The 24372-nt window shown below is 62.4% G+C and carries 20 protein-coding genes and 1 other RNA gene; 6 read left to right on the top strand and 15 right to left on the bottom strand.

Annotated features, from left to right (window positions below):
- Position 1 precedes the first annotated feature (1 nt).
- From K9B37_RS02760 to K9B37_RS02725, 8 genes are all read right to left on the bottom strand, one after another.
- The gene (locus K9B37_RS02760; RefSeq protein WP_224311277.1) at positions 2–1435 is read right to left on the bottom strand and encodes a UDP-N-acetylmuramoylalanyl-D-glutamyl-2,6-diaminopimelate--D-alanyl-D-alanine ligase; all 1434 of its coding nucleotides are present in this window, start codon (positions 1433–1435) and stop codon (positions 2–4) included.
- Positions 1432–2904 (bottom strand): UDP-N-acetylmuramoyl-L-alanyl-D-glutamate--2,6-diaminopimelate ligase, encoded by a 1473-nt coding sequence (locus tag K9B37_RS02755; RefSeq protein WP_224311276.1) that lies wholly within the window; start codon positions 2902–2904, stop codon positions 1432–1434. Before K9B37_RS02755 ends, K9B37_RS02760 begins: the two co-directional genes overlap by 4 nt.
- Positions 2901–4664 carry a peptidoglycan D,D-transpeptidase FtsI family protein gene (locus K9B37_RS02750; protein WP_224311275.1) on the bottom strand — a complete coding sequence of 588 codons (1764 nt, stop codon included), beginning with the start codon at positions 4662–4664 and terminating at the stop codon, positions 2901–2903. The genes K9B37_RS02755 and K9B37_RS02750 overlap by 4 nt, the downstream gene beginning before the upstream one ends.
- Before the next feature lie 4 nt (positions 4665–4668).
- The gene (gene ftsL / locus K9B37_RS02745) at positions 4669–5064 is read right to left on the bottom strand and encodes a cell division protein FtsL (RefSeq protein ID WP_224311274.1); all 396 of its coding nucleotides are present in this window, start codon (positions 5062–5064) and stop codon (positions 4669–4671) included.
- Positions 5061–6110 carry a 16S rRNA (cytosine(1402)-N(4))-methyltransferase RsmH gene (gene rsmH, locus K9B37_RS02740; protein WP_224311273.1) on the bottom strand — a complete coding sequence of 350 codons (1050 nt, stop codon included), beginning with the start codon at positions 6108–6110 and terminating at the stop codon, positions 5061–5063. The genes ftsL and rsmH overlap by 4 nt, the downstream gene beginning before the upstream one ends.
- Positions 6107–6604 (bottom strand): division/cell wall cluster transcriptional repressor MraZ, encoded by a 498-nt coding sequence (gene mraZ, locus K9B37_RS02735; RefSeq protein ID WP_224311272.1) that lies wholly within the window; start codon positions 6602–6604, stop codon positions 6107–6109. Before mraZ ends, rsmH begins: the two co-directional genes overlap by 4 nt.
- Before the next feature lie 311 nt (positions 6605–6915).
- An RNA gene (gene rnpB, locus K9B37_RS02730) (RNase P RNA component class A) lies at positions 6916–7291 on the bottom strand.
- 128 nt (positions 7292–7419) lie between these two features.
- Positions 7420–8040 (bottom strand): lytic transglycosylase domain-containing protein, encoded by a 621-nt coding sequence (locus K9B37_RS02725; RefSeq protein WP_224311271.1) that lies wholly within the window; start codon positions 8038–8040, stop codon positions 7420–7422.
- A 294-nt stretch (positions 8041–8334) separates the two neighbouring features.
- Here K9B37_RS02725 and K9B37_RS02720 point away from each other — a divergent pair, with 294 nt between their 5' ends.
- From K9B37_RS02720 to K9B37_RS02695, 6 genes are all read left to right on the top strand, one after another.
- Positions 8335–8613 carry a YMGG-like glycine zipper-containing protein gene (locus K9B37_RS02720; RefSeq protein ID WP_224311270.1) on the top strand — a complete coding sequence of 93 codons (279 nt, stop codon included), beginning with the start codon at positions 8335–8337 and terminating at the stop codon, positions 8611–8613.
- Between the two features lie 82 nt (positions 8614–8695).
- Positions 8696–9421, top strand: coding sequence for a molecular chaperone DjiA (locus tag K9B37_RS02715; RefSeq protein WP_224311269.1), 726 nt, complete (start codon positions 8696–8698; stop codon positions 9419–9421).
- A 4-nt stretch (positions 9422–9425) separates the two neighbouring features.
- Positions 9426–10196: an N-acetylmuramoyl-L-alanine amidase gene (locus K9B37_RS02710; protein WP_224311268.1), complete on the top strand. Its 771-nt coding sequence runs from the start codon at positions 9426–9428 to the stop codon at positions 10194–10196.
- Positions 10197–10235: 39 nt separating this feature from the next.
- A complete protein-coding gene (locus K9B37_RS02705; RefSeq protein WP_224311267.1) occupies positions 10236–11705 on the top strand; it encodes an RND family efflux transporter in 1470 nt (489 codons plus the stop codon).
- A 10-nt stretch (positions 11706–11715) separates the two neighbouring features.
- Complete coding sequence (locus K9B37_RS02700) at positions 11716–12432, top strand: ABC transporter ATP-binding protein (protein ID WP_224311266.1); 717 nt, start codon at positions 11716–11718, stop codon at positions 12430–12432.
- Positions 12429–13661: an ABC transporter permease gene (locus K9B37_RS02695; RefSeq protein WP_224311265.1), complete on the top strand. Its 1233-nt coding sequence runs from the start codon at positions 12429–12431 to the stop codon at positions 13659–13661. Before K9B37_RS02700 ends, K9B37_RS02695 begins: the two co-directional genes overlap by 4 nt.
- Positions 13662–13720: 59 nt before the next feature.
- Here K9B37_RS02695 and K9B37_RS02690 read toward each other — a convergent pair whose 3' ends face one another.
- From K9B37_RS02690 to ettA, 7 genes are all read right to left on the bottom strand, one after another.
- Positions 13721–14260 (bottom strand): ATP-binding protein, encoded by a 540-nt coding sequence (locus K9B37_RS02690; protein ID WP_224311264.1) that lies wholly within the window; start codon positions 14258–14260, stop codon positions 13721–13723.
- A gap of 64 nt (positions 14261–14324) precedes the next feature.
- Positions 14325–18080: a methionine synthase gene (gene metH, locus K9B37_RS02685; protein ID WP_224311263.1), complete on the bottom strand. Its 3756-nt coding sequence runs from the start codon at positions 18078–18080 to the stop codon at positions 14325–14327.
- Positions 18081–18176: 96 nt separating this feature from the next.
- Positions 18177–19082: a methylenetetrahydrofolate reductase [NAD(P)H] gene (gene metF, locus K9B37_RS02680; RefSeq protein ID WP_224311262.1), complete on the bottom strand. Its 906-nt coding sequence runs from the start codon at positions 19080–19082 to the stop codon at positions 18177–18179.
- Entirely contained in the window at positions 19082–20095 is a 1014-nt protein-coding gene (locus K9B37_RS02675) for an ArsR/SmtB family transcription factor (protein ID WP_224311261.1), read from the bottom strand. The genes metF and K9B37_RS02675 overlap by 1 nt, the downstream gene beginning before the upstream one ends.
- A gap of 289 nt (positions 20096–20384) precedes the next feature.
- Positions 20385–21863 carry an AMP nucleosidase gene (locus K9B37_RS02670; RefSeq protein WP_439651670.1) on the bottom strand — a complete coding sequence of 493 codons (1479 nt, stop codon included), beginning with the start codon at positions 21861–21863 and terminating at the stop codon, positions 20385–20387.
- Positions 21864–21970: 107 nt separating this feature from the next.
- A complete protein-coding gene (locus K9B37_RS02665; protein ID WP_224311260.1) occupies positions 21971–22657 on the bottom strand; it encodes an SDR family oxidoreductase in 687 nt (228 codons plus the stop codon).
- A gap of 5 nt (positions 22658–22662) precedes the next feature.
- Positions 22663–24315: an energy-dependent translational throttle protein EttA gene (ettA, locus tag K9B37_RS02660; protein ID WP_224311259.1), complete on the bottom strand. Its 1653-nt coding sequence runs from the start codon at positions 24313–24315 to the stop codon at positions 22663–22665.
- Positions 24316–24372 lie beyond the last annotated feature (57 nt).

Below are 24372 nucleotides of genomic sequence, written 5' to 3'. Positions count from 1 at the left end.
ATTATCCTTTCAGCGCTTGGCCGGTCTGGCCAGCGCCGTAACGATCTTTCAGGGCTTTGACAACCAAAGCCATCTTCATGCTCAGCGAGCCCTTGACCATGACGGCGTCACCCGGCCGCACGCCGGCACAGACCGCCTCGACGAGATCGGCCGAAGTCGGCACATGGACGGAAATCTTGGCCTTGGGCAGTTTTCGGACCAGATTTTCCATGAGTGGCCCGGCCGCGAAGATATGGTCGACCCGGTTCGCTTCGATGGCCTCCGCCAGCCCCTCGTGGAGTGCGGGCCCGGTCTCTCCCAGCTCCTTCATGTCGCCGAGCACCGCAATCCGGCGGCCCTGGCGGGAGAGTTCCACCGCGCCCAGATTGGCCAGCGCCGCCCGCATGGAGGCGGGGTTCGCGTTGTAGCTCTCGTCGATCAACAGGGCCTCCCCGTCCTTCAAGGACAGGACGGTCCGCTCTCCCCGGCCGACAGGCGGCTTGAGCTCGGACAGGGCGAGGGCCGTGAGGGCAAGGTCAGCGCCGATCGCATGAGCGGCGGCAAGGACGCTCAGGGAATTGAGGGCGATATGCCGCCCCGGGGTACCGATCCTATAGGTAAGCGGTTGCCCGAACACCCGGGCCTCGACCACCGAGAGATCGGGCTTCACAATGATGCGTTCCGCCCGGATATCAGCCGCCTCGGCCTCACCGAAAGTGAGAACACGCCCGGCCCGTGATGCCAGTGCATGAGCGCGCAGGCGTTCGAAATACGGGCTGTCCCGGCCGATGACCGCCGTTCCGCCCGGCTCGAGACCCGAGAAGATCTCGCCCTTCGCGTCGGCGATGCCCCAGATCGAGCGAAAGAACTCGATATGGACCGGCTCCACCGTGGTGATCACTGCGACATGGGGACGAACCATTCTCGTCAGCGGAAGGATTTCCTCGGCGTGATTCATCCCGATTTCGAAAACGCCGAACTCGGTGTCGCGCGGCATGCGGGCGAGCGTGAGCGGTACACCCCAATGATTGTTATAGGAAGCGACGGAGGCGTGCGTCTTCCCTTGGCGGCTCAGGGCGATCCGCATGGCTTCCTTGGTACCGGTCTTGCCGACGGAACCGGTGATCGCGACGATCTTGGCCCCAGTGCGGGCCCGAGCGACGCGGCCGAGCTGGCGCATCCCCTCCAGAACGTCGGGAACGATGACGAGACGATCCGTGCCCTTCAGGACCTGAGCTTTTTCCTCCGACACAAAGGCCGCCGCGGCACCCTTCTCGAGGGCTGCCGGGACGAAATCATGCCCGTCGTGCACATCCCCCTTGATGGCGAAGTAGAGATCGCCAGGTTCAAGCGTACGCGTGTCGATGGAGGCCCCGGAAGCCGCGCGGACACCCGCGCCCATGCGCGCACCGGTCGCCGCCGCTATTTCCTCAAGGGTCCATAAGGGGTCCGTCATCCCTGCCTCTCCGCAATGGCCGCCCGAACCTCGTCATGGTCCGAGAACGGCAGGGTCCGGTCGCCGATGATTTGGCCCGTTTCATGGCCTTTGCCCGCCACGACCAGCACATCGCCCGGCCGAAGCTGATTTACGGCCGTCCGAATGGCGAGAGCGCGGTCGCCGATCTCCGTGGCGCCGGGCGCCCCTTTCAGCACCTCAGCCCGGATCGCCGCCGGGTCCTCTGAGCGAGGATTATCGTCCGTGACGATAACGACATCCGCCTTGTCGATTGCGATGCGCCCCATGACCGGCCGCTTGCCCCGGTCCCGGTCGCCGCCGCAGCCGACGATGCAGATCAGCCGTTCCCTTGTGAACGGCCGCAGGGCATCGAGCACATTGGCGAGAGCGTCCGGTTTATGGGCGTAGTCGACGATGCAGAGCGCCCCATCGATCTCCCCGACCCGCTCCAGCCGTCCGGAGACACCTTTCAGCCGCGCGAAGCCCGCCAAGACTTCGCCCGCATGTTGCTCACCCTCGACAGACAGCACGAGGCCTGCGGCGACGAGGGCGTTCTCGACCTGGAAGCGGCCGAGGAGTGGCAATCGGGTCTCGAAGGTGCGCCCGAAAGCGTCGACCGTCAGGATTTGATCGAACCCTTCCTGCCGCACATCGGAAAGCCTCAACATGGTGCCGGTGCTGCCGGTCGTCAGAAGGGCTCTTCCGGCGCGCCGAATGCCTTCCATGAAGACGTCGGCATAGGGTCCGTCGGCATTGACGATGGCGGGGCTGCCATTCGGCAGGAGCGTATCGAAGAGGCGCAGCTTCGCGGCCGCATACTCCTCCGTCGTTCCGTGATAATCGAGATGATCCCGGCCGAGATTGGTGAAACCGGCAGCGCTCAGAATTACGCCGTCGAGACGCCTCTGGTCGATGCCGTGAGAGGACGCCTCCATCGCGAGGCGGGTAATCCCATCCTGTGCCAAACGATCGAGCGTCTCGTGCAGCGAGATCGGATCAGGAGTCGTCAGCGAGCCGTAGGCGGCCCCGTCCGATGTCATTACGCCGAGAGTGCCGAGGCTTGCCGATTTGTGACCGAGAACGGCGAAAAGTTGACGCGAGAAATCCGCAACGGAGCTCTTGCCGCTTGTCCCCGTGACGGCGACGATCTTCTTAGGCTGACGCGGGAAGAAGCGGGAAGCGGCCAAGGCAAGCGCTTGCCGCACGTCCGGCACTTGAACGAAGACAATGTCCGACGGCAGACCTGCAGGACGTTCCGCTTCGCCGACGATAGCGACCGCGCCCGCCGCCACGGCCTGAGGAACGAAGCTCATGCCGTCTGCCTTCGTGCCGGGCACGGCGAAAAAGACCGAGCCTTGTCCGACCTTGCGGCTGTCCGACGCGATCCCCGTGACAACCAATGAAGCGCCGGCTTCGCCACGCGCTTCCGGCAGAAGATCGCCAAAGTGAACAAGTTTCGTCGGCATCATTTCGTGCCCCAGGCGCCGAGGCGCGACATCAGCGGGAAGGGTTGCGCCGGCGGCTCGAAACGGGGTGGAACGCCGAGCATCGGCGCAACGCGTTCGATGATGTTGCCGGTGACGGGGCCCGCGTTCCAGCCGGCCGTGGAGAAGCCATAAGTGCCTTCCACCGCCTGCGGTTCGTCCATGATCGTCAGGAAGACGTATTTCGGCTTGTCGGCCGGCAGGATCGCCGTGAACGTCGTGAAGTTCTTGTTCTTCGAATAACGCCCGTTGATGACCTTTTCGGCGGTACCTGTCTTGCCGCCCACGAAGAAGCCGGCGATCGCCGCCGCCGAAGCCGAGCCTGCCGGGTTCGAGGCGTTGAGCCGCATGACATAGCGCAATGCTTCGCTGGTCTCCGGCTTGAGTACCTGCAGCGCATTCTGGCGCGCCGTCGCCTCATCCCGCTTCAGGAAGGTTGGATTGATCATCACGCCGCCATTGACGAGCGCACCAACTGCCATCAGCGCCTGGAGTGGCGCAACCGCGAGACCATGGCCGAAGGCGATGGTCATGGTGTTGAGCTCGCCCCAGCGCGGCGGAACGATCGGCTCCGCGTTTTCGGGCAGTTCCGTCTTGAGGCGCGTGAGCTGGCCCATCTTGCGCAGGAAAGCCTTGTGTCCCTCGACACCGATCCCGAGCGCCATGCGCGCCGTTCCGATATTCGAGGAATGGATGAAGACTTCCGGCACGGTCAGCACGCGGTGCGTGGCGTGATAGTCGCCGATGGTGAACTTGCCGTAACGCAAGCCCGATCTGGCATCGAGCGTGGAGTTGATGTTGAACTTGCCGGAATCGAGCGCCATGGCGGTGGTGAGGGCTTTGAATGTAGAGCCCATCTCGAACACGCCGACATTGATGCGGTTGATGCGGTCAGCCTCAAGAGCGTCGACAGGGTTGTTCGGGTCGAAATCGGGAAGCGAGACAAGGGCGATGATCTCGCCCGTATTGACGTCCATGATGGCGCCGGCCGTCGCCTTCGCTTTAAATTTAGCCATGCCTTTGGAGAGCTCGTCGCGCAGAGCGTGCTGCACCCGCAGGTCGATCGAAAGCTGCACCGGCTTGAGATCGGCGGCCGAGATGGCAAATCCTGCGCCGTTCAGATCCTGAAGGCCCTGGTTATCGATGTACTTCTCGATTCCGGCGATGCCGACATTGTCCACGTTCGCGAAGCCGAGCACGTGGGCGGCAGCTTCCGCATTGGGGTAGATGCGCTTGTTTTCCGGCAGAAAGCCGACGCCCGGGATGCCGAGGCGATGGACCTCGGCCTGCTGACGCGGCGTGATCTCGCGCTTGACCCACACGAAGCCCTTCTTGGTTCCGAGCTTGTTGCGAAGGTCCGTTGCATCAAGATCCGGAAGAACAGCGGTCAGAAGCTCGACGGCTTCATCCTTGTCGATGATGTTGCGCGGCTCAGCGAAGACCGACACCATCTTCACGTCGGTCGCCAGGATATTTCCGTTCCGGTCAATGATGTCCGGACGTGCAGCGGAGATTTCCAAGGACGCGGCGCGTCGCACCTCGCTTGACGTATCGCTCGTCATCGCAAGAAAGACGAGACGTCCCCCGATGACGCTGAACAGCGTCGCGAAGCAGAGTGCCGTAAAACCGACGCGCGAAGTGCTCTTGTCCACACGCAGGCGGAACAGTTCGCGCACATAAGCGAAAACGCTGCGTTTTGGAGCAGCGCCCTGTCCGATCAGATCCGGGTCGAACTTCTGCAGCACGGGCTTATCTTCTCGGGGTTTGCGTGGTCGGAGTACGGGCGTCGTTGCTCTTGTCCTTTGGCGTCGAAGTCGGCCCGAACAGTCCGAGCGCCTCAAGCTTACGGCCGATCTCGTCCTCCCGGTCCGGCCTGTTCGGCAGATCCGACAGGCGGGCGAGTTGTTGGATTTTCATGGGCTGGAGATCGAGATGCTGATCGGCTGCCGCCTGCAGGCGGTCCGGGCGATCGAGATATTGCCACTCGGCCTGGAGCACCGCGATGGCATCCCGCTCGCGTTGGACCTTCGCTTTGAGCTTCGCCACCTGCTCGACGTAGTACAGCGTCTCGTACTTGACGGAATATGCATACCCGGCAGACGCGATGAGGATCGTAATGGCGATGATGTGCAAGAGACGGATCACCGGCGCCCTCCCCTTTTGTCGGCAGTCTGCGGAAGTTCCGCGAGCATCGTGATGGCACTCAAAAGTTCCTGTGCCGGCGTTTCCGTCCGGCGTCCGGCGCGCAGCTTCGCCGACCGGGCCCGAGGATTGCGTGCAACCTCCTCGTCGCTCGGCGCGACCGGGCCCCGGGTAATCGGCTCGAAGGTCGGTTTCGGCGCCACATGCCCCGGCAAATGACGTGAGCTCCCGGGGCTGCGTCCCGTACGGACGGCAAAGAACTGCTTCACGATCCGATCTTCAAGCGAGTGGAAGGTCACCACTGCGAGGCGTCCGCCGGGCCTCAGAATCCGCTCGGCTGCGTGCAACGCACGGACCAGCTCTCCGAGCTCGTCGTTGACCGCGATGCGCAACCCCTGAAACACACGCGTTGCAGGATGAATGCCGCCTGGCTCCTGTCGGATCAGGGACGCAACGAGGTCGGCGAGCTGCCCCGTCGTCTCGAATGTTTGCCGGCGACGGACTTCGACGATGGCGCGCGCAACGGCACGTGCGCGACGCTCCTCGCCATAATGATAGAAGATGTCCGCGAGTTCTGCTTCGGAGGACTCGTTCACGAGATCGGCAGCACTCGGGCCATCCCGCTCCATGCGCATGTCCAGCGGACCATTGCTGCGAAACGAGAAGCCCCGTTCCGCCTCGTCGAGCTGCATCGACGACACGCCGATATCAAGCACGACTCCATCGACATGCTCGTGACCTTGAGCCTGTGCGATCTCGTCGAGCTGGCCGAAACGGCCCTGCACGAGCGTGAGCCGGCCCTTCATACGTGAAACGAGTGCGGCACCGCCCGAGATCGCATCGGGATCCCGGTCGATAGCAATGACGGTGTTGTGGCTGTTTGCTTCTAGGATAGCGCGGGTGTAGCCGCCGGCCCCGAACGTACCGTCCATGTACGTTCCAGCCTGCTCCGCTTCCAGCGCCGTGCAGACCTCTTCCAGGAGCACGGGAACGTGACGGGCCGGTCCGCCAGCGGCTCCGGCGCCTGGGCCGTCGCCGCGTCCCATCATCGCCCCCGTACTCCTGGTGAGATGTCCTGCATCGAACGCTGCTCCATGACCCGGTTGCCCAAGACCTTTTTCAGATCCCGCACTTTCGTACGCGCCTCCTCCAGATGCGCACGGAAACGCTCGGGTTCCCAAATCTGGAACTTGTGACCGAGTCCGACGAACGTCACTGAGTCCGCGATCCCGGCATGCACCTTCACTGAATCCGTCAGGATGACACGCCCCTCCGGATCGACCTTCAGAATCTCGCTGGTTCCGAACAACGCCGTCGACAGCTGATCTCGTTCGTCCGAATAGGGCGACAGCGTCGACAAGAACGCATCGATTTCGTTCAGAAGCACGTTGCCGCCTGCGTCCAGGGCCGGCGCATCCAGCGCCGGATGAACGTAGAGCCCCTCGAACCCATCCGCCGCCAACACTGCGCGGAAGGATGCGGGGATCGAGACCCGACCCTTCGAATCCAACTTGTTGGTGAAATTGGACACGAAGCGGTTCATGGGCCGCGGCTCGCGCACTCCTGATTGTCAGCCCCCCGGCAGATTTTGCGGATCTGCCGCCACCCAGCGCCGATGTAGACGCCTCATTCTGAACAATGGCGCCAGATCCTTGCGTGGACCTGACCATCCCTTCAGAAGACATCGTCGACGGGATGATTTGGGATAACATGGGAGGATATGGGCGTCAACGAAATGGGGTTGGAACGGCGGCTTGTCGGCATGCAACCGCCATCAGAATTGTTTAGGGTTAATGAATCGTAAGCAGAGCAACGGTTTGCCACCGTTTTCTCAAATTTCATCCTGTGGAAAAGGTTGTCAGCCGGCCTGTAAGCCGGGTTCTGTAGGGCCCAAGGCGCGAACCTTGAACGTGGCGACCATTCCTCTGGGACGGCCATTGCTGGCCGCCTCAAGCAACCAACCCGGACGACGAGGCTGGAAACAAGCCTGGCGCGAACGCCTGTCGTCCCTATTCGGTTTTGCTCCTGGTGGGGTTTGCCGTGCCGTCCGCATTACTGCGTCCGCGGTGCGCTCTTACCGCACCCTTTCACCCTTACCTCGCGAAGCGAGGCGGTCTGCTTTCTGTGGCACTTTCCCTAGGGTTGCCCCCGCCGGACGTTATCCGGCACCGTGTCTCCATGGAGCCCGGACTTTCCTCTCCGCGAACGGAGCGGCCGCCCGGCCGGCTGACACAGTGGATGTGGAGGAACTCGAACCTCTTCGTCAAGTGTCCGATGCCCATCTTTTGAGCAATGCTTCGTTCACAGTGAACGGAGATCGTATCAGCGAAACATCAAAGCAACGCTATCGCATAATGACTAGTCAGCTTTTGCGGTAAGAGTCTTCACCTTCGCGCAATAGACGCGCGAAGCGCGCGTCATGGTCTGGGTGCGGTGTCCGAATTGATAGCGCAGGATCGTCCCGCAGGTGTCGCCTCCGGCGAGCCTATAGGCCTGCGCCAGATATTTCAGCCCGAAGCGAAGATTGGTCTCGGCATCGAGCAGGCCCGCAGCATTGCCTTGATAGCCGAGGGACTGGGCGGTTCGAAAATTGATCTGCGTCAGGCCCATGTTCGGGCCGTTCCGGACGATCGGATTGTAACGGCTCTCGATACGGATGACCGCATCGGCCAATGCATAGGGAAGATCGTGCTCAGACGCATAGCGCTCTACGAGCGGCCGAAGGGACTCCGCCCGAACCGCATCGGCGATCTTCGACTTGACGCGAACAACCGGGGCGATGGAAGCGGTCGTAGCCGGCCTCTCCTCTACAGCAGCGGGAGATGTGCGCTCCGCCGAAACGGCCGCCTGGGTCACCGCGTCAGGCGGGACAACGCCTGATCCTTCTCCACCTTCCGCACGTGCCTGTTGAATGAGAGCAAGAGCAGCAACACCGAGCATCGCAACAACGATCGTCCTGAAGAAATGCTGCAAAGTCATATCGATCTCCGAGAGACAAACGGCTGCGATCATTCGCTCGGTGAGGCCGAATTAGGGCAAAGATGTGACACGGCAAGACGCAATGTTGTTCGAGATTTGCTTAAGCTAGACAATAAGAAGTGCCAGATCTGCACTAGATCTTATGGATTATAGCCTGCAAGAATTTGGAAAGGATTTTCTACAGATAATTCCGTGGGCGAGGAACTGTTTGCCTCTCCAAGAGTTGGCCTCGGCGTAAGGTCAAGCTAAGTAGGCCTGGGCGGTCCGAAGCCCACTTAAGACAGGGAAGCTTCCATGAAAAAGATCATCACAGCCATCGCAGCTGGCGCTCTCACCCTCTCGATGGCGGCCTGCAACACTCCTGGTGAGCGTGCAGTCGGTGGTGCAGCTATTGGCGGCCTGGCAGGCGCAGCGATCGGCGGCGCGGCTACGGGCCGTGGGAGCGGCGCGCTTGCCGGCGCAGCCATCGGCGCGGCTGGCGGCGCGATCGTCGGCGCAGCGACCACTCCGTCGCGTCCGGCCTGCCCCTATGGCACCTACCAGGACGTCTACGGCAATATCTATTGCCGCTAAGCGATCTAACGCGAATTTTAGGGGTCGGACAGCGTCCGGCCCCTTTTCTTTTGCCCAGAGTTGCGCGTACCACTCGACTACGATGATTCAGTCGATTTGGGGCAAATTAGGTGGTGCCGGCATCGGTCTCGCTTTGGGCGGGCCGCTCGGCGCACTTCTTGGCGGTGTGGCCGGACATGTGCTGATCGATCGCGAAGGCGCGATCTTCGGACGCCCGCCGCGCGACGTCGTCTTCACCATGGGCCTCGTGGCCCTGGCAGCCAAAATGGCAAAGGCGGACGGCGTCGTCGTGGAGCGCGAGGTTGCGGCCTTCGAGCAGATTATCGAAGTTCCCGCCGGCGAGCATGAGCGCGTGAAGCGCTTGTTCGACCTCGCCAAGCAAACGCCGGACGGTTTCGAAGCCTATGCACAGCAGATCGGCGATATGTTCAAGGACGAGCCGGCTCTTCTCGAAGATGTCCTCGATGGTCTGTTTCATATCGCCAAGGCAGACGGAGCCGTGCACGAGGCGGAATTCGCCTATCTGCGCGAGGTCGCGAGCATTTTCTCGTTCGCCGATTCCGAGTTCGCACGCATCGCAGCGCGCCACGTGCAGCGAGCCGACGATCCCTATCTGATCCTCAACGCCGATCGCCACATGAGCGACGATGCGCTGAAGCGTCACTATCGCCAGCTCGTCGCCGAGAACCATCCCGATCGGGAAATAGCCCGCGGTCTGCCGCCCGAAGCGGTGAAGATCGCAACGGATCGCCTCGCCGTCATCAATGCCGCTTGGGAGCGTATCGCAGCTGAGCGGAATCTCCGGTGAGACGATGAGTACATCCCTTTCCCCCGAGAGTGCCGTCGCAGCGAAGGTCTTTCCGTCGCCGAACCATGGGGAAAGGAAAGGCGGACAGCGAGCCGACATGCTGATCCTGCACTATACGGGCATGCCGGACGAGGGCGAGGCGCTGCAATGGCTCTGCAATCCGATCTCGCAGGTCTCGGCCCATTATTTCGTCTTCGAGGACGGCCGCGTCCTCCAAATGGTGCCGGAGGCGCGCCGCGCGTGGCATGCGGGGGCTTCCTATTGGGACGGCGAGACCGATATCAATTCCCGTTCTATCGGCATTGAAATTGCGAATGCCGGGCATCCTGGCGGGCTTCCGCCCTTCCCGCAAATGCAGATCGACAGCGTCATCGCTCTCGCGCGCGATATCGTCTCCCGCTGGCGAATCCCTTCCACCCGTGTGCTCGCGCATTCGGATGTCGCTCCCGGCCGGAAGGTCGATCCGGGCGAGTTGTTTCCCTGGCGGAATCTGCACGAGGCAGGCGTCGGGCACTGGTCCCCTCCCGCTCCGATCAGGGATGGACGATTCTTCGCTCGGGGCGACGAGGGCATGCCCATCGAGGCGCTTCAGGCGATGCTCTCCATGTACGGCTACGGCCTCAAGATTAACGGGACCTTCGACGAAAATACGGAAAAGGTCGTCGCGGCCTTCCAGCGCCATTTCCGGCCCGAACGGGTCGACGGGGTCGCCGACGCCTCAACCATTACGACTCTGCGGGATTTGATCGCCCAGCGACCGCAGCGAGACGTATGACAAAGAGTTAACTCGAAACAGGCCGGAAAATACGCCACAATGAGCCGGCAAGTAACAGGGCTTGAAAGGTTTTTCGGCGTGCGGCGGGTCTGGATCTGGGCGGTCGGCATTGTGGCGGTGGCAGGTATCACCGGCTTCTTTTTATGGCGACCAGTAGGCGGCAACGCGTCCGATGCCGGCTATCGGCTTGCTGCCGCGGAACAGGGATCGATCACCGCGAGCGTACGGGCCACGGGCACGCTCAATCCGGTCACCACGGTCCTGGTCGGCTCGCAGCTTTCCGGTCAGGTGGTCGAAATCCTCGCGGACTACAACACCCCGGTGAAGGAGGGCCAGATCGTCGCTCGCCTCTATTCCGAGCAGATCAAGTCCAGACGCGATGCGGCCTTGGCGGACCTTGCCCAGTCAAAAGCCGACCGCGACACGAAGAAGGCGCAGATCGACAAGGCGAAATCCATGCTGGACCGCTCGGAGGCGGTCGCGGCGGACATCGCAGCTCAGCGCGATCGGGCCCAGGCCCAGCTTGCCGAAGCGCAGCGTAACTTTGAGCGAGCCACAGAGCTGGTCGCCCGCGCCGCCGGCACGCAGAACGCGCTCGACCAGGCAAGGACGCAGCTCGACATTCAGAAGGCGACGCTTGTCTCAGCCCAGGCGCAGATTGCATCCAACAAGGCGGAGACCGAAGGCCTGCGGGCGGATCTCGCCCTGGCCGATGCGGGCTTGAAATCGGCGGAGGCGATGATCCTGCAGCGGGAAGCCAAGTTGAAGGATATCGAGATCGATCTCGCCAGGACGGATATTCGCTCGCCGGTCGACGGCGTGGTGGTGAAGCGGGACATCGAGCTCGGCCAGACCGTCGCCGCATCGCTGTCGGCACCGACCCTTTTCACGATTGCGCAGGATCTTCGCGAGATCGACATCTATGCCAATATCGACGAAGCCGATGTCGGCCGACTGAAGCCTGATCAGGCTGTCAGCTTCACGGTCAATGCCTACCCCAATCGCAACTTCTCAGGCCGCGTGCGTCTGGTGCGCCTCGGAGCGCAGACTGTTCAGAACGTGGTGACCTATACTGCGGTGATCGGGGTGAAGAATGCGGACATGGCTCTTCTGCCTGGCATGACAGCAAATCTTCAGATCGTCACGGACGAGCGCGACAACGTCTTGCGCGTCCCCAATGCAGCACTGCGGTTTCGCCCGCCGGGCGCGGCAGTCGTAGCGAGACTTCCAGCAGCGGAAAACAAACCGGAGCAGCAGGGACGCAGGAGGGTCGCGGCAAGGCCAGCGGCGGACGAGGGAACCGATGGCCGCGTCTACCGTCTCGTCGACGGCAATCCGGAACTCGTGCCCGTCCGGCTTGGAGCGACGGATGGGAGCTATACGGAGGTGCTGAGAGGAAGCCTCAAGGAGGGCGATCCGATCATCGTCGGAGGTGGGGGACGCGGCAGCACGCAGGATGCGGATCCGTCCAAGCCCGCATCGCGGCCACGGCCGCCCCGCATGTTCTAGGACATAGAACGTGGCACTGATCGAAACCCGCGGCCTGCGACGTGTCTATGATCTCGACGGCGGGCGCGTCGTCGCGCTGGATCATGTTGACCTTGACGTGGAGAAGGGCGACTTCGTAGCCGTCATGGGTCCGTCAGGATCCGGCAAGTCGACCTTCATGAATCTCATCGGCTGTCTCGACAAGCCGACGGAGGGGCACTACCGGCTTGCAGGCAACGCGGTCGAAGCGCTCGATGCCGATGGCCTTGCACGAATGCGCAACCGCGAGATCGGATTTGTCTTCCAGCAGTTCAACCTGCTTCCGCGCGTCGACGCCATCGGCAACGTGGAACTTCCAATGGTCTATGCGGGCGTCGATCGCCGTGCTCGCCACGAACGTGCTTTGAGTGCGCTCAAGCGCGTCGGTCTTGCCGAGCGTGCGCACCACCGCCCCATGCAGCTCTCCGGCGGACAGCAACAGCGCGTTGCCATCGCGAGAGCGCTCGTCAATCGTCCGAGCCTCCTCCTGGCCGACGAGCCAACCGGCGCCCTCGACAGCCGCACAGCGGAGGAAATCCTGGCGCTATTCCAGGAATTGAACCGCGAGGGCGTCACCATCGTGCTCGTGACGCATGATGCCGATGTGGGGCGTCATGCGCGACGCCTAGTCCGATTCAAGGACGGTCGGGTCGTCGAGGATGTGCGCCAAACGCCCGCCGAAGCGGTGCGCGAGAAGGTGAACGCATGAGGCTGATCGAGGCCATCCGTTCCGCCCTCTCGGCCATCATGGCGAATGCCCTGCGCAGCCTGCTGACCATGCTCGGCATCGTGATTGGCGTCGCGGCCGTCATCGCCATGGTGGCCATCGGCTCGGGCGCCCGCAATCTCGTCGATCGGCAAATCCGGTCCCTCGGCGCGAACCTCGCCATCGTTACGCCCGGCAACGTCACGCAGGGCGGCGCACGCCTTGGTGCGGGCGCCGCTTCGTCCCTGACGGACGAGGACGCGCAGGCGATCAAGAAGGAAATCGACGGCGTCATCGCGGCGGCTCCCTTCGTGCAAGGCGGCACCCAGGTCGTTGCCGGCGGCAACAACTGGGCAACGCGCATCTACGGCATCGACAACGACTGGTTCGAGGCGCGGGAATGGGACGTCGCCTCGGGCAGAAGCTTCGACCCGGAGGAGGTTCGGCGCGGTGACATCGTCGTCATTCTCGGCCAAACGGTGGCGCGCAACCTTTTTGGAGAAGATGACCCCATCGACCAGACCGTACGCGTGCGCAACGTCCCGTTCCGCGTGATCGGGGTCATGGCCCCGAAAGGGCAATCGGCCTTCGGCCAGGATCAGGACGATGTGATCTTCGTCCCGCTCGATGCGGGCCGTCGCCGCGTGATCGGCCGCAACTATGCGAAGGACGGCTCGGTCGGATCGATCTTCGTGAAGTTCGACCGCGAGGAGGATATCGATCCCGGGATCGAGCTGATGACCCGGCTCCTTCAGCAGCGCCATCGCATCATCGGCGATCAGGAGGACGACTTCTCGATCCGCAACCTGACGGAAATTGCCAATACGGCCGCGGCTTCCGCCAACACGCTGTCGATGCTTCTCGCCGCCGTCGCCGCTGTCTCGCTGCTGGTCGGCGGGATCGGCATCATGAACATCATGCTCGTCTCGGTCACCGAACGCACCCGCGAGATCGGCCTGCGTCTGGCGGTGGGCGCGCGACCGCGGGACATTCTCAGCCAGTTTCTCATCGAAGCCACGACCCTGTCGACGATCGGCGGAATCCTCGGAATCGGCCTCGGTGCGGCGACCGCTTATGCCGTCGCGCGGCTCGCCGGCTGGCCGTCTCTCGTCTCCTCCGAAGCGATCTTGATTGCCGTAGGCTTCTCCGCTCTGGTCGGCATATTCTTCGGCTTCTATCCCGCCCAGCGCGCAGCCAGACTGGACCCGATCGAAGCGCTGCGACGGGAGTGAGATCGCGCTAATGGTGATGCCAAGCCGCTGTAATCGCCTCAAGGCAGTCAGCGCATGGCTCAGCTCGACAAGCGAAACGCCCCGCTCTCCAAGGCCTCGATCACCGCACTGAGAGTTTGCTGCCGATCGTTCCCATCGGTTTTGAGAACATGCCGCTCAAGCTCTCCAAGCGAAGAGAATTGTCGATGGAGTTCCGCAATGTATCCGGGATCAGTCAGCGTCTCGCCACCTCGCTCGCGACAACGCCTGATCGCCGTTTCGAGCGAAGGGCGGAGAGCGATGTAGTGGAGCGGCACTGTCAGCGCCTTGAACGCCGGCAAGAACCAGGGTCCGATGATGCCATCCACAATGACGAAATAACCGCCCTTAGCGTAACGCTCAGCGGCTCTCGCAAGGACGTCGATGACCACGCCGTTCTGTTGATGAGCTTCGGGCAGATAGGGGGCAACTGCTCCATTCTTGATGAAATGCCAGAAATCATCGGAATGAAGGTGTACCTTGGGCGACCCGGTGCTACCAGCAAGGAGCTGTGCCGTCGTCGTTTTTCCCGACCCTGGTGGGCCTGTCAGAATGAAAACGTCGCCTGCGAGGTTCGTCATAGCGACAGCTTATGTGCCAAGCCCCGCTCTGTCCAACACCACTCCAGAAGGGGCGGCAGATCCTCTACTCTGCCGCCATCACATTGTAAGATGCTGGATCGTAGTTGAGGATCGGCGAGAGCCAGCGCTCAACCTCCTGAATGCTCATGCCTTTGCGCAACGCATAATCCTCGACCTGATCGCGCTCCACCTTGGCGACGCCGAAATAATAGGCGTCCGGATGAGCAAGATAGAGACCGGATACGGAGGAGCCGGGCCACATGGCATAGGATTCCGTCAGCACCACACCGATGCTCCGCTCCGCGCCGAGCAGCCTGAAGAGCGTGTCCTTTTCCGTATGATCAGGCTGTGCCGGGTAGCCGGGCGCCGGGCGAATGCCGCGGTAATCCTCGCGGATCAGATCCTCGTTCGTCAGCGTCTCGTCTGCCGCATAGGCCCAGAACTCCTTGCGCACCCGCTGATGCATGCGCTCCGCGAAAGCCTCGGCCAGGCGATCGGCAAGTGCCTTCACGAGGATCGAGCGGTAATCGTCATTTGCACGCTCGAAACGCTCGGCGATGCGGACCTCCTCGATTCCGGAGGTGACGACGAAGCAGCCGACATAATCGGCCTTTCCGCTCTCGCTCGGGGCGATGAAGTCGGACAAGCAGAGGTTCGGCTTGCCGTCCCGCTTCGAGAGCTGCTGGCGCAACCCATGGAACGTTGCAAGTGTCTCCTGGCGGCTTTCTCCGGTATAGAGCCTAATGTCGTCGCCGACCGCATTTGCCGGCCAGAAACCGATGACTGCCTTCGGGTTGAACCAGCGCTCCTCGACCAGCTGCTTCAGCATGGCCTGCGCATCCTCGTAGAGTTGCCGCGCGGCGGCACCCTGCTCGGGATCGTCCAGAATGGCCGGGAACCGTCCCTTGAGCTCCCAGGTCTGGAAGAACGGCGTCCAATCGATGTAAGGAACAAGCTCGCCGACATCGTAGCTGCGGAACACGCGTGCGCCGGTAAAGGTGGGCTTGGGCGGCTGGTATGATGCCCAGTCGATCTTCAGCGCATTCGCACGGGCCTTTTCAAGGGAAAGCCGCTGCTTGTCGGCCTCGGAGCGCTTATGCGCGTCGGCGACCCTGCGATATTCCGCTTGCAGGGTGTCGATGTAGTCGTTCTTCGCTTCGGGCGAGAGAAGCGACGAGACCACACCGACAGCGCGGCTCGCATCCGTCACATAAACCGCCTGCCCTTTTTGATAATTGGGGTGAATCTTCACCGCCGTATGCACCCGGCTCGTCGTCGCACCACCGATGAGAAGCGGGATCTCGAAGCCTTCACGTTCCATCTCGCTGGCCACATGGACCATTTCGTCGAGGGAGGGTGTAATGAGGCCCGAGAGGCCGATGATATCCACCTTCTCCTTGCGCGCCGTATCCAGGATCTTCTGAGCCGACACCATCACACCGAGGTCGATCACCTCGTAGTTGTTGCAGGCGAGGACCACGCCGACGATGTTCTTGCCGATGTCGTGCACGTCGCCCTTCACGGTCGCCATCAGGATCTTGCCCGCAGCGGAACGCACGGTGCCTTCGCCGTTTTCCTTCTCTGCTTCCATGAAGGGCATGAGATAGGCGACAGCCTGCTTCATCACGCGGGCAGATTTCACGACCTGCGGCAGGAACATCTTGCCCGCCCCGAACAGATCGCCGACCACGTTCATGCCGGCCATCAACGGCCCTTCGATAACGTGAAGCGGACGTGCTGCTCGCTGGCGCGCCTCCTCCGTGTCCTGATCGATGAACTCCGTGATGCCGTTGACGAGCGCATGCTCGAGACGTTTCTCGACGGGCCAGGATCGCCATTCGAGATCGGCAGCCTTGACGGCGCCGCTGCCATCCCCCTTGAACTTGGGGGCCGCTTCGAGCAGCCGCTCCGTGGCATCGAGCCCGCGATTGAGAACGACGTCCTCGCAGAGCTCACGCAGCTCCGGATCGATCTCGTCGTAGACGGCGAGCTGGCCCGCATTCACGATGCCCATGTCCATGCCGACCTTGATGGCGTGGTACAGGAACACGGAATGCATCGCCTCGCGGACAGGTTCGTTGCCGCGGAAAGAGAAGGACAGGTTCGAGACGCCACCCGAAATATGGGCGTGCGGCAGCGTCTCTCGGATGATGCGGGTCGCCTCAATGAAGGCAACGCCATAGCCGTTATGCTCCTCGATGCCGGTGGCCACCGCAAAGACGTTCGGATCGAAAATGATGTCTTCCGGTGGAAAGCCGACGTCCTCGGTGAGGATCTTGTAGGCCCGCGTGCAGATCTCGACCTTGCGCTCCAGCGTGTCCGCCTGTCCCTGTTCGTCGAAGGCCATGACGACGACAGCTGCGCCGTAGGAACGGCAGATCCGCGCGTGCTCGATGAAGGATTCAACGCCCTCCTTCATCGAAATGGAGTTCACGATGGCTTTGCCCTGAATGCATTTCAGGCCGGACACGATCACGTGGAACTTGGAGGAATCAACCATCACCGGTACACGGGCAATGTCGGGCTCCGCCGCCACGAGGTTGAGGAACTCCACCATCGCCTTCTCGGAATCGAGAAGTCCTTCATCCATATTGATGTCGATGACCTGCGCACCGTTGGCGACCTGATCGCGCGCCACATCGAGAGCAGCCGCGTAGTCGCCGTTGGTGACGAGCTTGCGGAACTTGGCCGAGCCGGTGACGTTCGTGCGCTCGCCCACGTTCACGAAAGGAATGTCGGGCGTCAGCACAAAGGGCTCAAGTCCGGCGAGCCGCATCATCGGCTTCACGACGGGCACCTGCCGCGGCGCCTTGCCGGCGACGGCTTCCGCGATCGCGCGGATGTGGTCCGGCGTCGTGCCGCAGCAGCCGCCGACCACGTTGACGAGACCCGCATCGGCGAACTCCGCCAGCATGCCGGCGGTCGCTTCAGGACGTTCGTCATAGAGGCCGAATTCATTCGGCAGTCCGGCATTGGGATAGGCGCAGACGAGGGTATCGGCAACCTTACCGATCTCCTGGATATGCGCCCGCATCTCGCGTGCGCCCAGCGCGCAGTTGAGCCCGATGGAAAACGGCTCCGCATGGCGCACCGAATGCCAAAAGGCGGTCGGCGTCTGGCCGGAGAGCGTGCGTCCGGACAGGTCCGTGATGGTGCCGGAGATCATGACCGGGAGTTTTACACCACGTTCTGCAAAGACCTGATGCGTGGCGACGATGGCGGCCTTGGCGTTGAGCGTGTCGAAGATGGTCTCGATAAGAATGATTTCGGACCCGCCGTCGACGAGTCCCCTCACCTGCTCCGCGTAGGCATCGCGAACCTGATCGAACGTGACCGCACGGTAGCCGGGATTGTTCACATCCGGCGAGATCGACAGCGTGCGGTTGGTCGGCCCGATCGCGCCTGCGACGAACCGACGGCGCCTATCTTCCTTCTGCGCTTGAAGCGCCGCTTCGCGCGCCAGACGCGATCCATGGAAGTTCAGCTCGTAGACGAGCTCTTCCATGCCGTAATCGGCCTGCGCGATCGAGGTGCCCGAGAATGTGTTGGTTTCGACGATGTCGGCACCGGCCCGGAAATAATCGAGATGCACCTGCCGAACGGCATCGGGCTGGGTCAGGATCAGAAGATCGTTGTTGCCCCTGACGTCCTGCTTCCAATCCTTGAAGCGCGTACCTCTGAAATCTTCCTCCGAGAACCGCGAGCGCTGCAACTCCGTTCCCATGGCGCCGTCGAGCACGAGAATGCGCCGAGATGCGATCTCGCGAAGCGCCCGGGCAACTTCAGCGCCATTGGCGGGACAGGAAACATCAGTCGTCATCGTCTCATCTTTCGTCCGCCCTGCAAACTCGCTGGGGCCTTCCGCCTTTCGGCAGAACTATCAAAAGCCTGGCCTGAAGGCCGGGCGCAAATTCGATCAGGCGGCCACCCTCTCGGCCTGGCTGCGCAGGCCCAGAAGACGGCAGATCGCGTAAACGAGATCCGCGCGGTTCATGGTGTAGAAGTGAAACTCGTTGACGCCGCGGTCGACGAGATCGATCACCTGTTCAGCTGCGACCGCAGCCGCAATGAGCTTGCGCGTCTCGACATCGTTATCCAGACCCTCGAAGCGTGCCGCCAGCCATTCAGGAATGCTTGCGCCGGTCTTCCTGGCGAAATTCGCGGTCTGCTTGAAGTTCTGCACCGGCACGATGCCGGGGATGATCGGGATATCGATGCCACGCGCCCGCACGCGATCGAGATAGCGGAAATAGACGTCGTTGTCGAAAAAGAACTGGGTGATGGCGCGATCCGCGCCACAATCCACCTTCTCCTGCAGCACGTCGATATCCGCCTCCAGGGACGCGGCCTCCGGATGCTTCTCCGGATAGGCGGACACGGACACTTCAAAATCGCCGATGGCCTTGATACCGGCGACAAGGTCACATGTCCGCTGATAGCCTTCCTGATGCGGCGCGTACGCTGTGCCGAGCCCGCCGACCGGATCGCCACGCAGCGCGACCACATGGCGGACGCCTGCGTCCCAGTAGGACTGCACGACGTTGTCGACTTCGGCCTTCGTCGCGGCGACACAGGTAAGATGGGCTGCCGGCTTGAGATGCGTCTCCCGCACCAGGCGCGCCACGGTGGCATGGGTCCGCTCGCGGGTCGAACCGCCCGCGCCGTACGTCACTGACACGAAATGCGGATCGAGAGGTGCCAGCCGCTCGATCGACGCCCAGAGAGTCGCTTCCATCTCCTCGGTCTTCGGGGGAAAGAACTCGAAGGAAACCTTGATCGGGCAGGAAGCCTGACGGCTTGGGCGATGCGCGAGCGGCAACATCAGGCGACCTCTCTGTCATGTGCGGTAAGCGGCCAATCGGTCGCGACGCGACGATCCTGGCCCAGCCAAAGGGAAACGATCAGTTGCTCGTCGCCCTTCTTGGACGGGGCAATCTGTCGGTTGAGGGTACAGTCGAGCCCAGCCTCGTCGAGCCAATCGGCAACCTGCTCGGGCGTGAAGCCGAGCCGTCGATGGGCCTGGGTCTCGCGCAGAAACTCAAGGTTATGCGCAGCGAAATCGACCACCAGAATTCGCCCGCCCGGGGCCACGAGCCGCGACGCCTCGCGGATCGCACGGGCAGGATCATCGAGGTAGTGCAGAACCTGGTGAATGACCACGAGGTCGAACGTGTCGCGCGGGAACGGCGGGGCATAGATGTCGCCCTGCCGCAGCTCGATGCCGCGCAGACCGGCCTTTTCCAGATTGGCCCGAGCCACGGAAAGCATGGCATGGCTTGCATCGAGCCCAACGGTGCGCAGCGCCCGTGGGGCAAGGAGCTGCAGCATCCGACCCGTTCCCGTGCCGAGATCGACGAGGTTGCGGATCGGCTTATCGCCGAGCACGTCGAGCACCGCCGCCTCCACCGTGGATTCGGGAGCGTGCAGGGACCGGATCCGGTCCCATTCGGGAGCGAGCCGTGAGAAGAAGGCCTGGGCGGCATGCGAGCGCTGGCTCCGCACTGCCTCAAGGCGCGTGCGGTCATCCAGGAGAAGAGGGTCCGAGCGGTTGAGACCGTCGAGCATCGGCCGGATGATCCGGGAGGCATCGCTCCGATCCGTCAGGCGGAAGAATGCCCACGCGCCCTCCCGATGACGCTCGACGAGCCCCGCCTCCACCAGAAGCTTGAGATGGCGGGAGATCCGCGGCTGCGACTGTCCCAGGATGTCCGTGAAGTCTGAAACCGACAGCTCACCTTCCGTCAGCAACGCGAGGATCCGCAGGCGCGTCTCCTCTGCCGCAGCCCGAAGGATGGCCAGGGTCAGATCCAGCGATGGGGATGCGGCGTCCGGCACGGCTCAAAACTCGCTCTCACATATAAAGATATATTTATATCTTCTTTGAGCGTGGAGACAAGTTAAAACCTTCATGGCGCCTACGGTCAAGCTCTTGGCGAACGACGGCGCGCCCCAAGGGCATGCAAGCTGCACCTCCGCGCGATCCCCCTTGCGGCGAGGATGAGCGTCATTTTAGACGGTTGAGCGAGCGGCACGGCATCCTGAGCCGGGCCCCAGTCCTGGCTCCGACGCGGCGAACCTGCCTGACAGACGTTTAGCTTCGGGAGAGATCTCTTCCGAAATAGAATCAGCGGAAGGGAGGCTCGTCGAAGCTGCGCAGTTTTCGTGAATGGAGGGAGGTGCGTTGGTCGCGGAGGATATCGAGGGCCGCAAGGCCGATCATCAGATGCTCACCGACGGCACGCTCGTAGAAGGCGTTCGCGGCTCCGGGCAGCTTGATCTCGCCGTGCAGGGGCTTGTCGGAGACGCAGAGAAGCGTGCCGTAGGGAACGCGCAGCCGATACCCTTGGGCCGCGATGGTCCCGCTTTCCATGTCGACCGCGATGGCGCGCGACAGGTTGATCGGGCGCCGCTCCTGGCTCCACCGCAGCTCCCAGTTCCGGTCGTCGTAGGTCACGACCGTTCCGGTGCGCAGGCGGCGCTTGAGTTCCTCGCCCCGCTCCCCCGTCACCCTGCCGGCCGCGTCCTGAAGCGCGACCTGTACCTCGGCAAGCGCCGGTATCGGAATTTCCGGCGGGACCGCATTGTCGAGAATGCGGTCGCGGCGCAAATAGCCGTGGGCGAGCACGTAATCCCCGATGGACTGCGACTGGCGCAGGCCGCCGCAATGGCCGACCATGAGCCAGCAATGGGGGCGCAGGACGGCCAGGTGATCGGTGATGTTCTTCGCATTCGAGGGTCCGACACCGATATTCACCAGGGTGACGCCGTGACCGTCACGGCGGGTCAGGTGGTAAGACGGCATCTGGAATCGATGCCAGGGTGAAGAGCCGATTAGCTCCGCGACCGTATCCTCCGGCAACCCGCTCTCGATGGTGACGCCCCCCGGCAGGATGAGCTTCTCGAACGGGCTGTCGGGATTGGCGAGTTCGCTCACCGCCCAGCGCACGAATTGATCCACGTAGCGATGGTAGTTCGTCAGGAGAATCCAGGGCTGCACGGCCCGCCAGTCGCTGCCGGTATAGTGAACGAGGCGGCGCAGGGAATAATCCGTGCGCGACGCGTCGAAGAGCGAGAGCGGACGTGGCGCGTTCTCGCGGAACTCCCATGTTCCATCGGCGATTTCATCGCCGACCGTCGCCAGGAGCGGCGTCGGAAAGAACTGCGCAAGTTCCGCAGCGGAATGCGCGCCGCGACCGAGTTCATCGCCACGCTCGAACACGTAAGGATATGGGATTTCCTGGCGGCTCACACCGACCTTGAGTGTCACGCCATAGTCGCGGACGAGATGTCTCAGCTGCTCCAGAAGATAGTTCCGGAAAAAGGCCGGCTGCGTAACGGTCGTGGCATAGGAGCCCGGACCCTGCAGCTTCGCATAGGCGCGCTGCTTGACCGGCGGGAGAGAGGTCGCCTTGTAGACCACCCGCAGCTCCGGATAGCGAAAGCGCGCCCTCTCTTCCGGACTGGGAGGCGTTTTGGTGGCGAAAAAATGCTCCAGGGCATGGCGCTGCGCCTCGATGGCATCGTCATAAAGCAGCGTCAGCTTCTCGACGGCTTCTTCAGGCGAGGCAACGGCGTGGGAGGCATTCATCTCATCAGCGGGCACGGCGACATCTTCAAAAGAGTTCTCGTGCCTCAAGGGTCTTACACCGTTTCAGGCGGGAACCCAACCCGGCTTCGTGAAAAGAGGTTCACTCAGCCTTCGGCCCATCGTCAGAAAGGCAATTCTTCGCCCTGCCAATCGAAAAAGCGACCGCTGTCGGAAGCGGAAAGGCGATCGCTCAAAGCAACGATGCCGGCTGCACTCTGCTCGACGGAAATGTCTGCGCCGGTGCCTCCCATATCCGTGCGGACCCAGCCTGGATGAACGGAGACGACAATCATCCCTTCAGGTGCCAAATCCGTTGATAGGCCCTGTACCACCTTGTTCACGGCGGCTTTCGAGGCGCGATAGGCGATGCGGTCGGACTTGGCATAGGCCATGGAACCCATGCGGCTGCTGATCGTCAGAATCTTTGGATGCTCTGCCTTGCGCAAATGTGGCAGGAATGCCTGGACGATGTGGAGAGGCCCAAGCGTATTGACCTTCAGCGTATCGAGGAAACCATCGAAGTCCATGTCGAGCGTGGATTGACGTTTCGGCCCGATAACGCCCGAATTGTTGACGAGAACATCGATCGCTTCGTCCACGGAACGCGCAGCGTCCGCAATCGATTTCTCGTCGAGGATATCGAGCCTGACAATCTTGAGATGCCCGGTCTCCTGAAACCCCTGCCAATCCGCCGGCAACTGCGCTCGGTCCCGCACAGTGCCGATTACCCGATCCCCTCGAGTGAGAAGGACGCGGGCGAGAGCTCGCCCGATCCCGCGTCCGATTCCCGTGATCAGGTAGGTTCCCACGACAATTACCGTGCGAACTTCTTGTACTTGATCCGGTGCGGAATGGTGGAATCCACGCCGAGGCGACGCTTCTTGTCCTCCTCGTAATCGGCGAAGTTGCCCTCGAACCATTCCACGTGGCTGTCGCCCTCGAAGGCGAGGATATGCGTCGCGATGCGGTCGAGGAACCAGCGATCGTGGCTGATGATGACGGCGCAGCCGGCATAATCCTCCAGCGCCTCTTCGAGCGCCCGCAGGGTGTCCACATCGAGGTCGTTGGTCGGCTCGTCGAGGAGCAGCACATTGGCGCCGGACTTCAGGATCTTGGCGAGGTGCACGCGGTTGCGTTCACCACCGGAGAGCACGCCGACCTTCTTCTGCTGGTCCGAGCCCTTGAAGTTGAATGCGCCGCAATAGGCACGGGCATTAATCTCGCGCTTGCCGAGATAGAGCACCTCGTTGCCACCTGAAATTTCCTCGTAGAGGGTCTTGTTGGCATCGAGCGTATCGCGGCTCTGGTCCACATAGCCGAGCTTGACGCTCTCGCCGACCTCGATCGTGCCTTCATCCGGCTGCTCCTGGCCGGTGATCATGCGGAACAGAGTCGTCTTACCGGCACCGTTCGGGCCGATGACGCCGACGATGCCGCCTGGCGGCAGCTTGAACGAAAGGCCGTCGATGAGGAGCTTGTCGCCAAAGGCCTTCTTCAGACCGTCGAACTCGATGACATTGTTGCCCAGGCGCTCGGCGATGGGGATGATGATCTGCGCCGTGGTCGGGCCCTTCTCGGATGCCTTGGCGACGAGGTCCTCGTAGCGCTGGATACGGGCCTTCGACTTGGCCTGGCGAGCCTTCGGCGAGGCGGAGACCCATTCGCGCTCGCGCTCGATGGTGCGCTGGCGCGCCTCCTCCTCACGGCCCTCCTGAGCGAGGCGCTTCTGCTTCTGCTCAAGCCAGGAGGAGTAATTGCCTTCGTACGGAATGCCGCGGCCGCGGTCGAGCTCGAGAATCCAGCCGGTCACGTTGTCGAGGAAGTAGCGGTCGTGGGTGACGATCAGGATCGCACCGGGATAGGTCCGCAGGTGGCCTTCGAGCCAGGCGGTCGTCTCGGCATCGAGATGGTTGGTCGGCTCGTCGAGGAGCAGGAGTTCCGGCTGTTCCAGCAGGAGGCGGCAAAGAGCCACGCGGCGACGCTCGCCGCCCGAGAGCTTGTCCACGGCCCAATCGTCCGGCGGGCAGCGCAGGGCGTCCATCGCCTGGTCGACCTGGGAATCGAGATCCCAGAGGCCTTTGGCCTCGATCTCGTCCTGGAGGCGGGTCATCTCATCCGCCGTCTCCTCGGAGTAATTCATGGCGAGTTCGTTGTAGCGGTCGAGGATCGCCTTCTTGGCGGCGACGCCCTCCATCACGTTCTCGCGGACGTTCTTGGTGGGATCGAGCTGCGGTTCCTGAGCCAGATAGCCGACCCGGGCACCCTCAGCCACCCAGCCCTCGCCAGAAAAATCGGTATCGATGCCGGCCATGATGCGAAGGAGGGTCGACTTACCGGCACCATTGACGCCGAGAACGCCGATCTTCGCGTCGGGGTAAAAGGACAGGTGAACGTTATCCAGAACCTTCTTGCCGCTCGAGAAGGTCTTGGTAAGCCCACGCATGTGGTAGATGAACTGACGGGACACGGAAAAACCTGCTGAATATGATCGTGTTCGGGGAGTTGCAGGTCAGTTAGCAGGGGC

The sequence above is a fragment of the Microvirga puerhi genome (assembly GCF_020089865.1).
GTDB lineage: Bacteria > Pseudomonadota > Alphaproteobacteria > Rhizobiales > Beijerinckiaceae > Microvirga > Microvirga puerhi.
The sequence above is the reverse complement of the archived record's forward strand: the minus strand, read 5'-3'. Positions and strand labels throughout refer to the sequence as shown.

Coding starts and splice junctions, on each gene's coding strand:
- K9B37_RS02760 (WP_224311277.1), bottom strand. CDS start 1,435: ATGACGGACCCCTTATGGACCCTTGAGGAAATAGCGGCGGCGACCGGT.
- K9B37_RS02755 (WP_224311276.1), bottom strand. CDS start 2,904: ATGATGCCGACGAAACTTGTTCACTTTGGCGATCTTCTGCCGGAAGCG.
- rsmH (WP_224311273.1), bottom strand. CDS start 6,110: ATGATGGGACGCGGCGACGGCCCAGGCGCCGGAGCCGCTGGCGGACCG.
- mraZ (WP_224311272.1), bottom strand. CDS start 6,604: ATGAACCGCTTCGTGTCCAATTTCACCAACAAGTTGGATTCGAAGGGT.
- K9B37_RS02725 (WP_224311271.1), bottom strand. CDS start 8,040: ATGACTTTGCAGCATTTCTTCAGGACGATCGTTGTTGCGATGCTCGGT.
- K9B37_RS02720 (WP_224311270.1), top strand. CDS start 8,335: ATGAAAAAGATCATCACAGCCATCGCAGCTGGCGCTCTCACCCTCTCG.
- K9B37_RS02715 (WP_224311269.1), top strand. CDS start 8,696: ATGATTCAGTCGATTTGGGGCAAATTAGGTGGTGCCGGCATCGGTCTC.
- K9B37_RS02710 (WP_224311268.1), top strand. CDS start 9,426: ATGAGTACATCCCTTTCCCCCGAGAGTGCCGTCGCAGCGAAGGTCTTT.
- K9B37_RS02705 (WP_224311267.1), top strand. CDS start 10,236: ATGAGCCGGCAAGTAACAGGGCTTGAAAGGTTTTTCGGCGTGCGGCGG.
- K9B37_RS02695 (WP_224311265.1), top strand. CDS start 12,429: ATGAGGCTGATCGAGGCCATCCGTTCCGCCCTCTCGGCCATCATGGCG.
- K9B37_RS02690 (WP_224311264.1), bottom strand. CDS start 14,260: ATGACGAACCTCGCAGGCGACGTTTTCATTCTGACAGGCCCACCAGGG.
- metH (WP_224311263.1), bottom strand. CDS start 18,080: ATGACGACTGATGTTTCCTGTCCCGCCAATGGCGCTGAAGTTGCCCGG.
- metF (WP_224311262.1), bottom strand. CDS start 19,082: ATGTTGCCGCTCGCGCATCGCCCAAGCCGTCAGGCTTCCTGCCCGATC.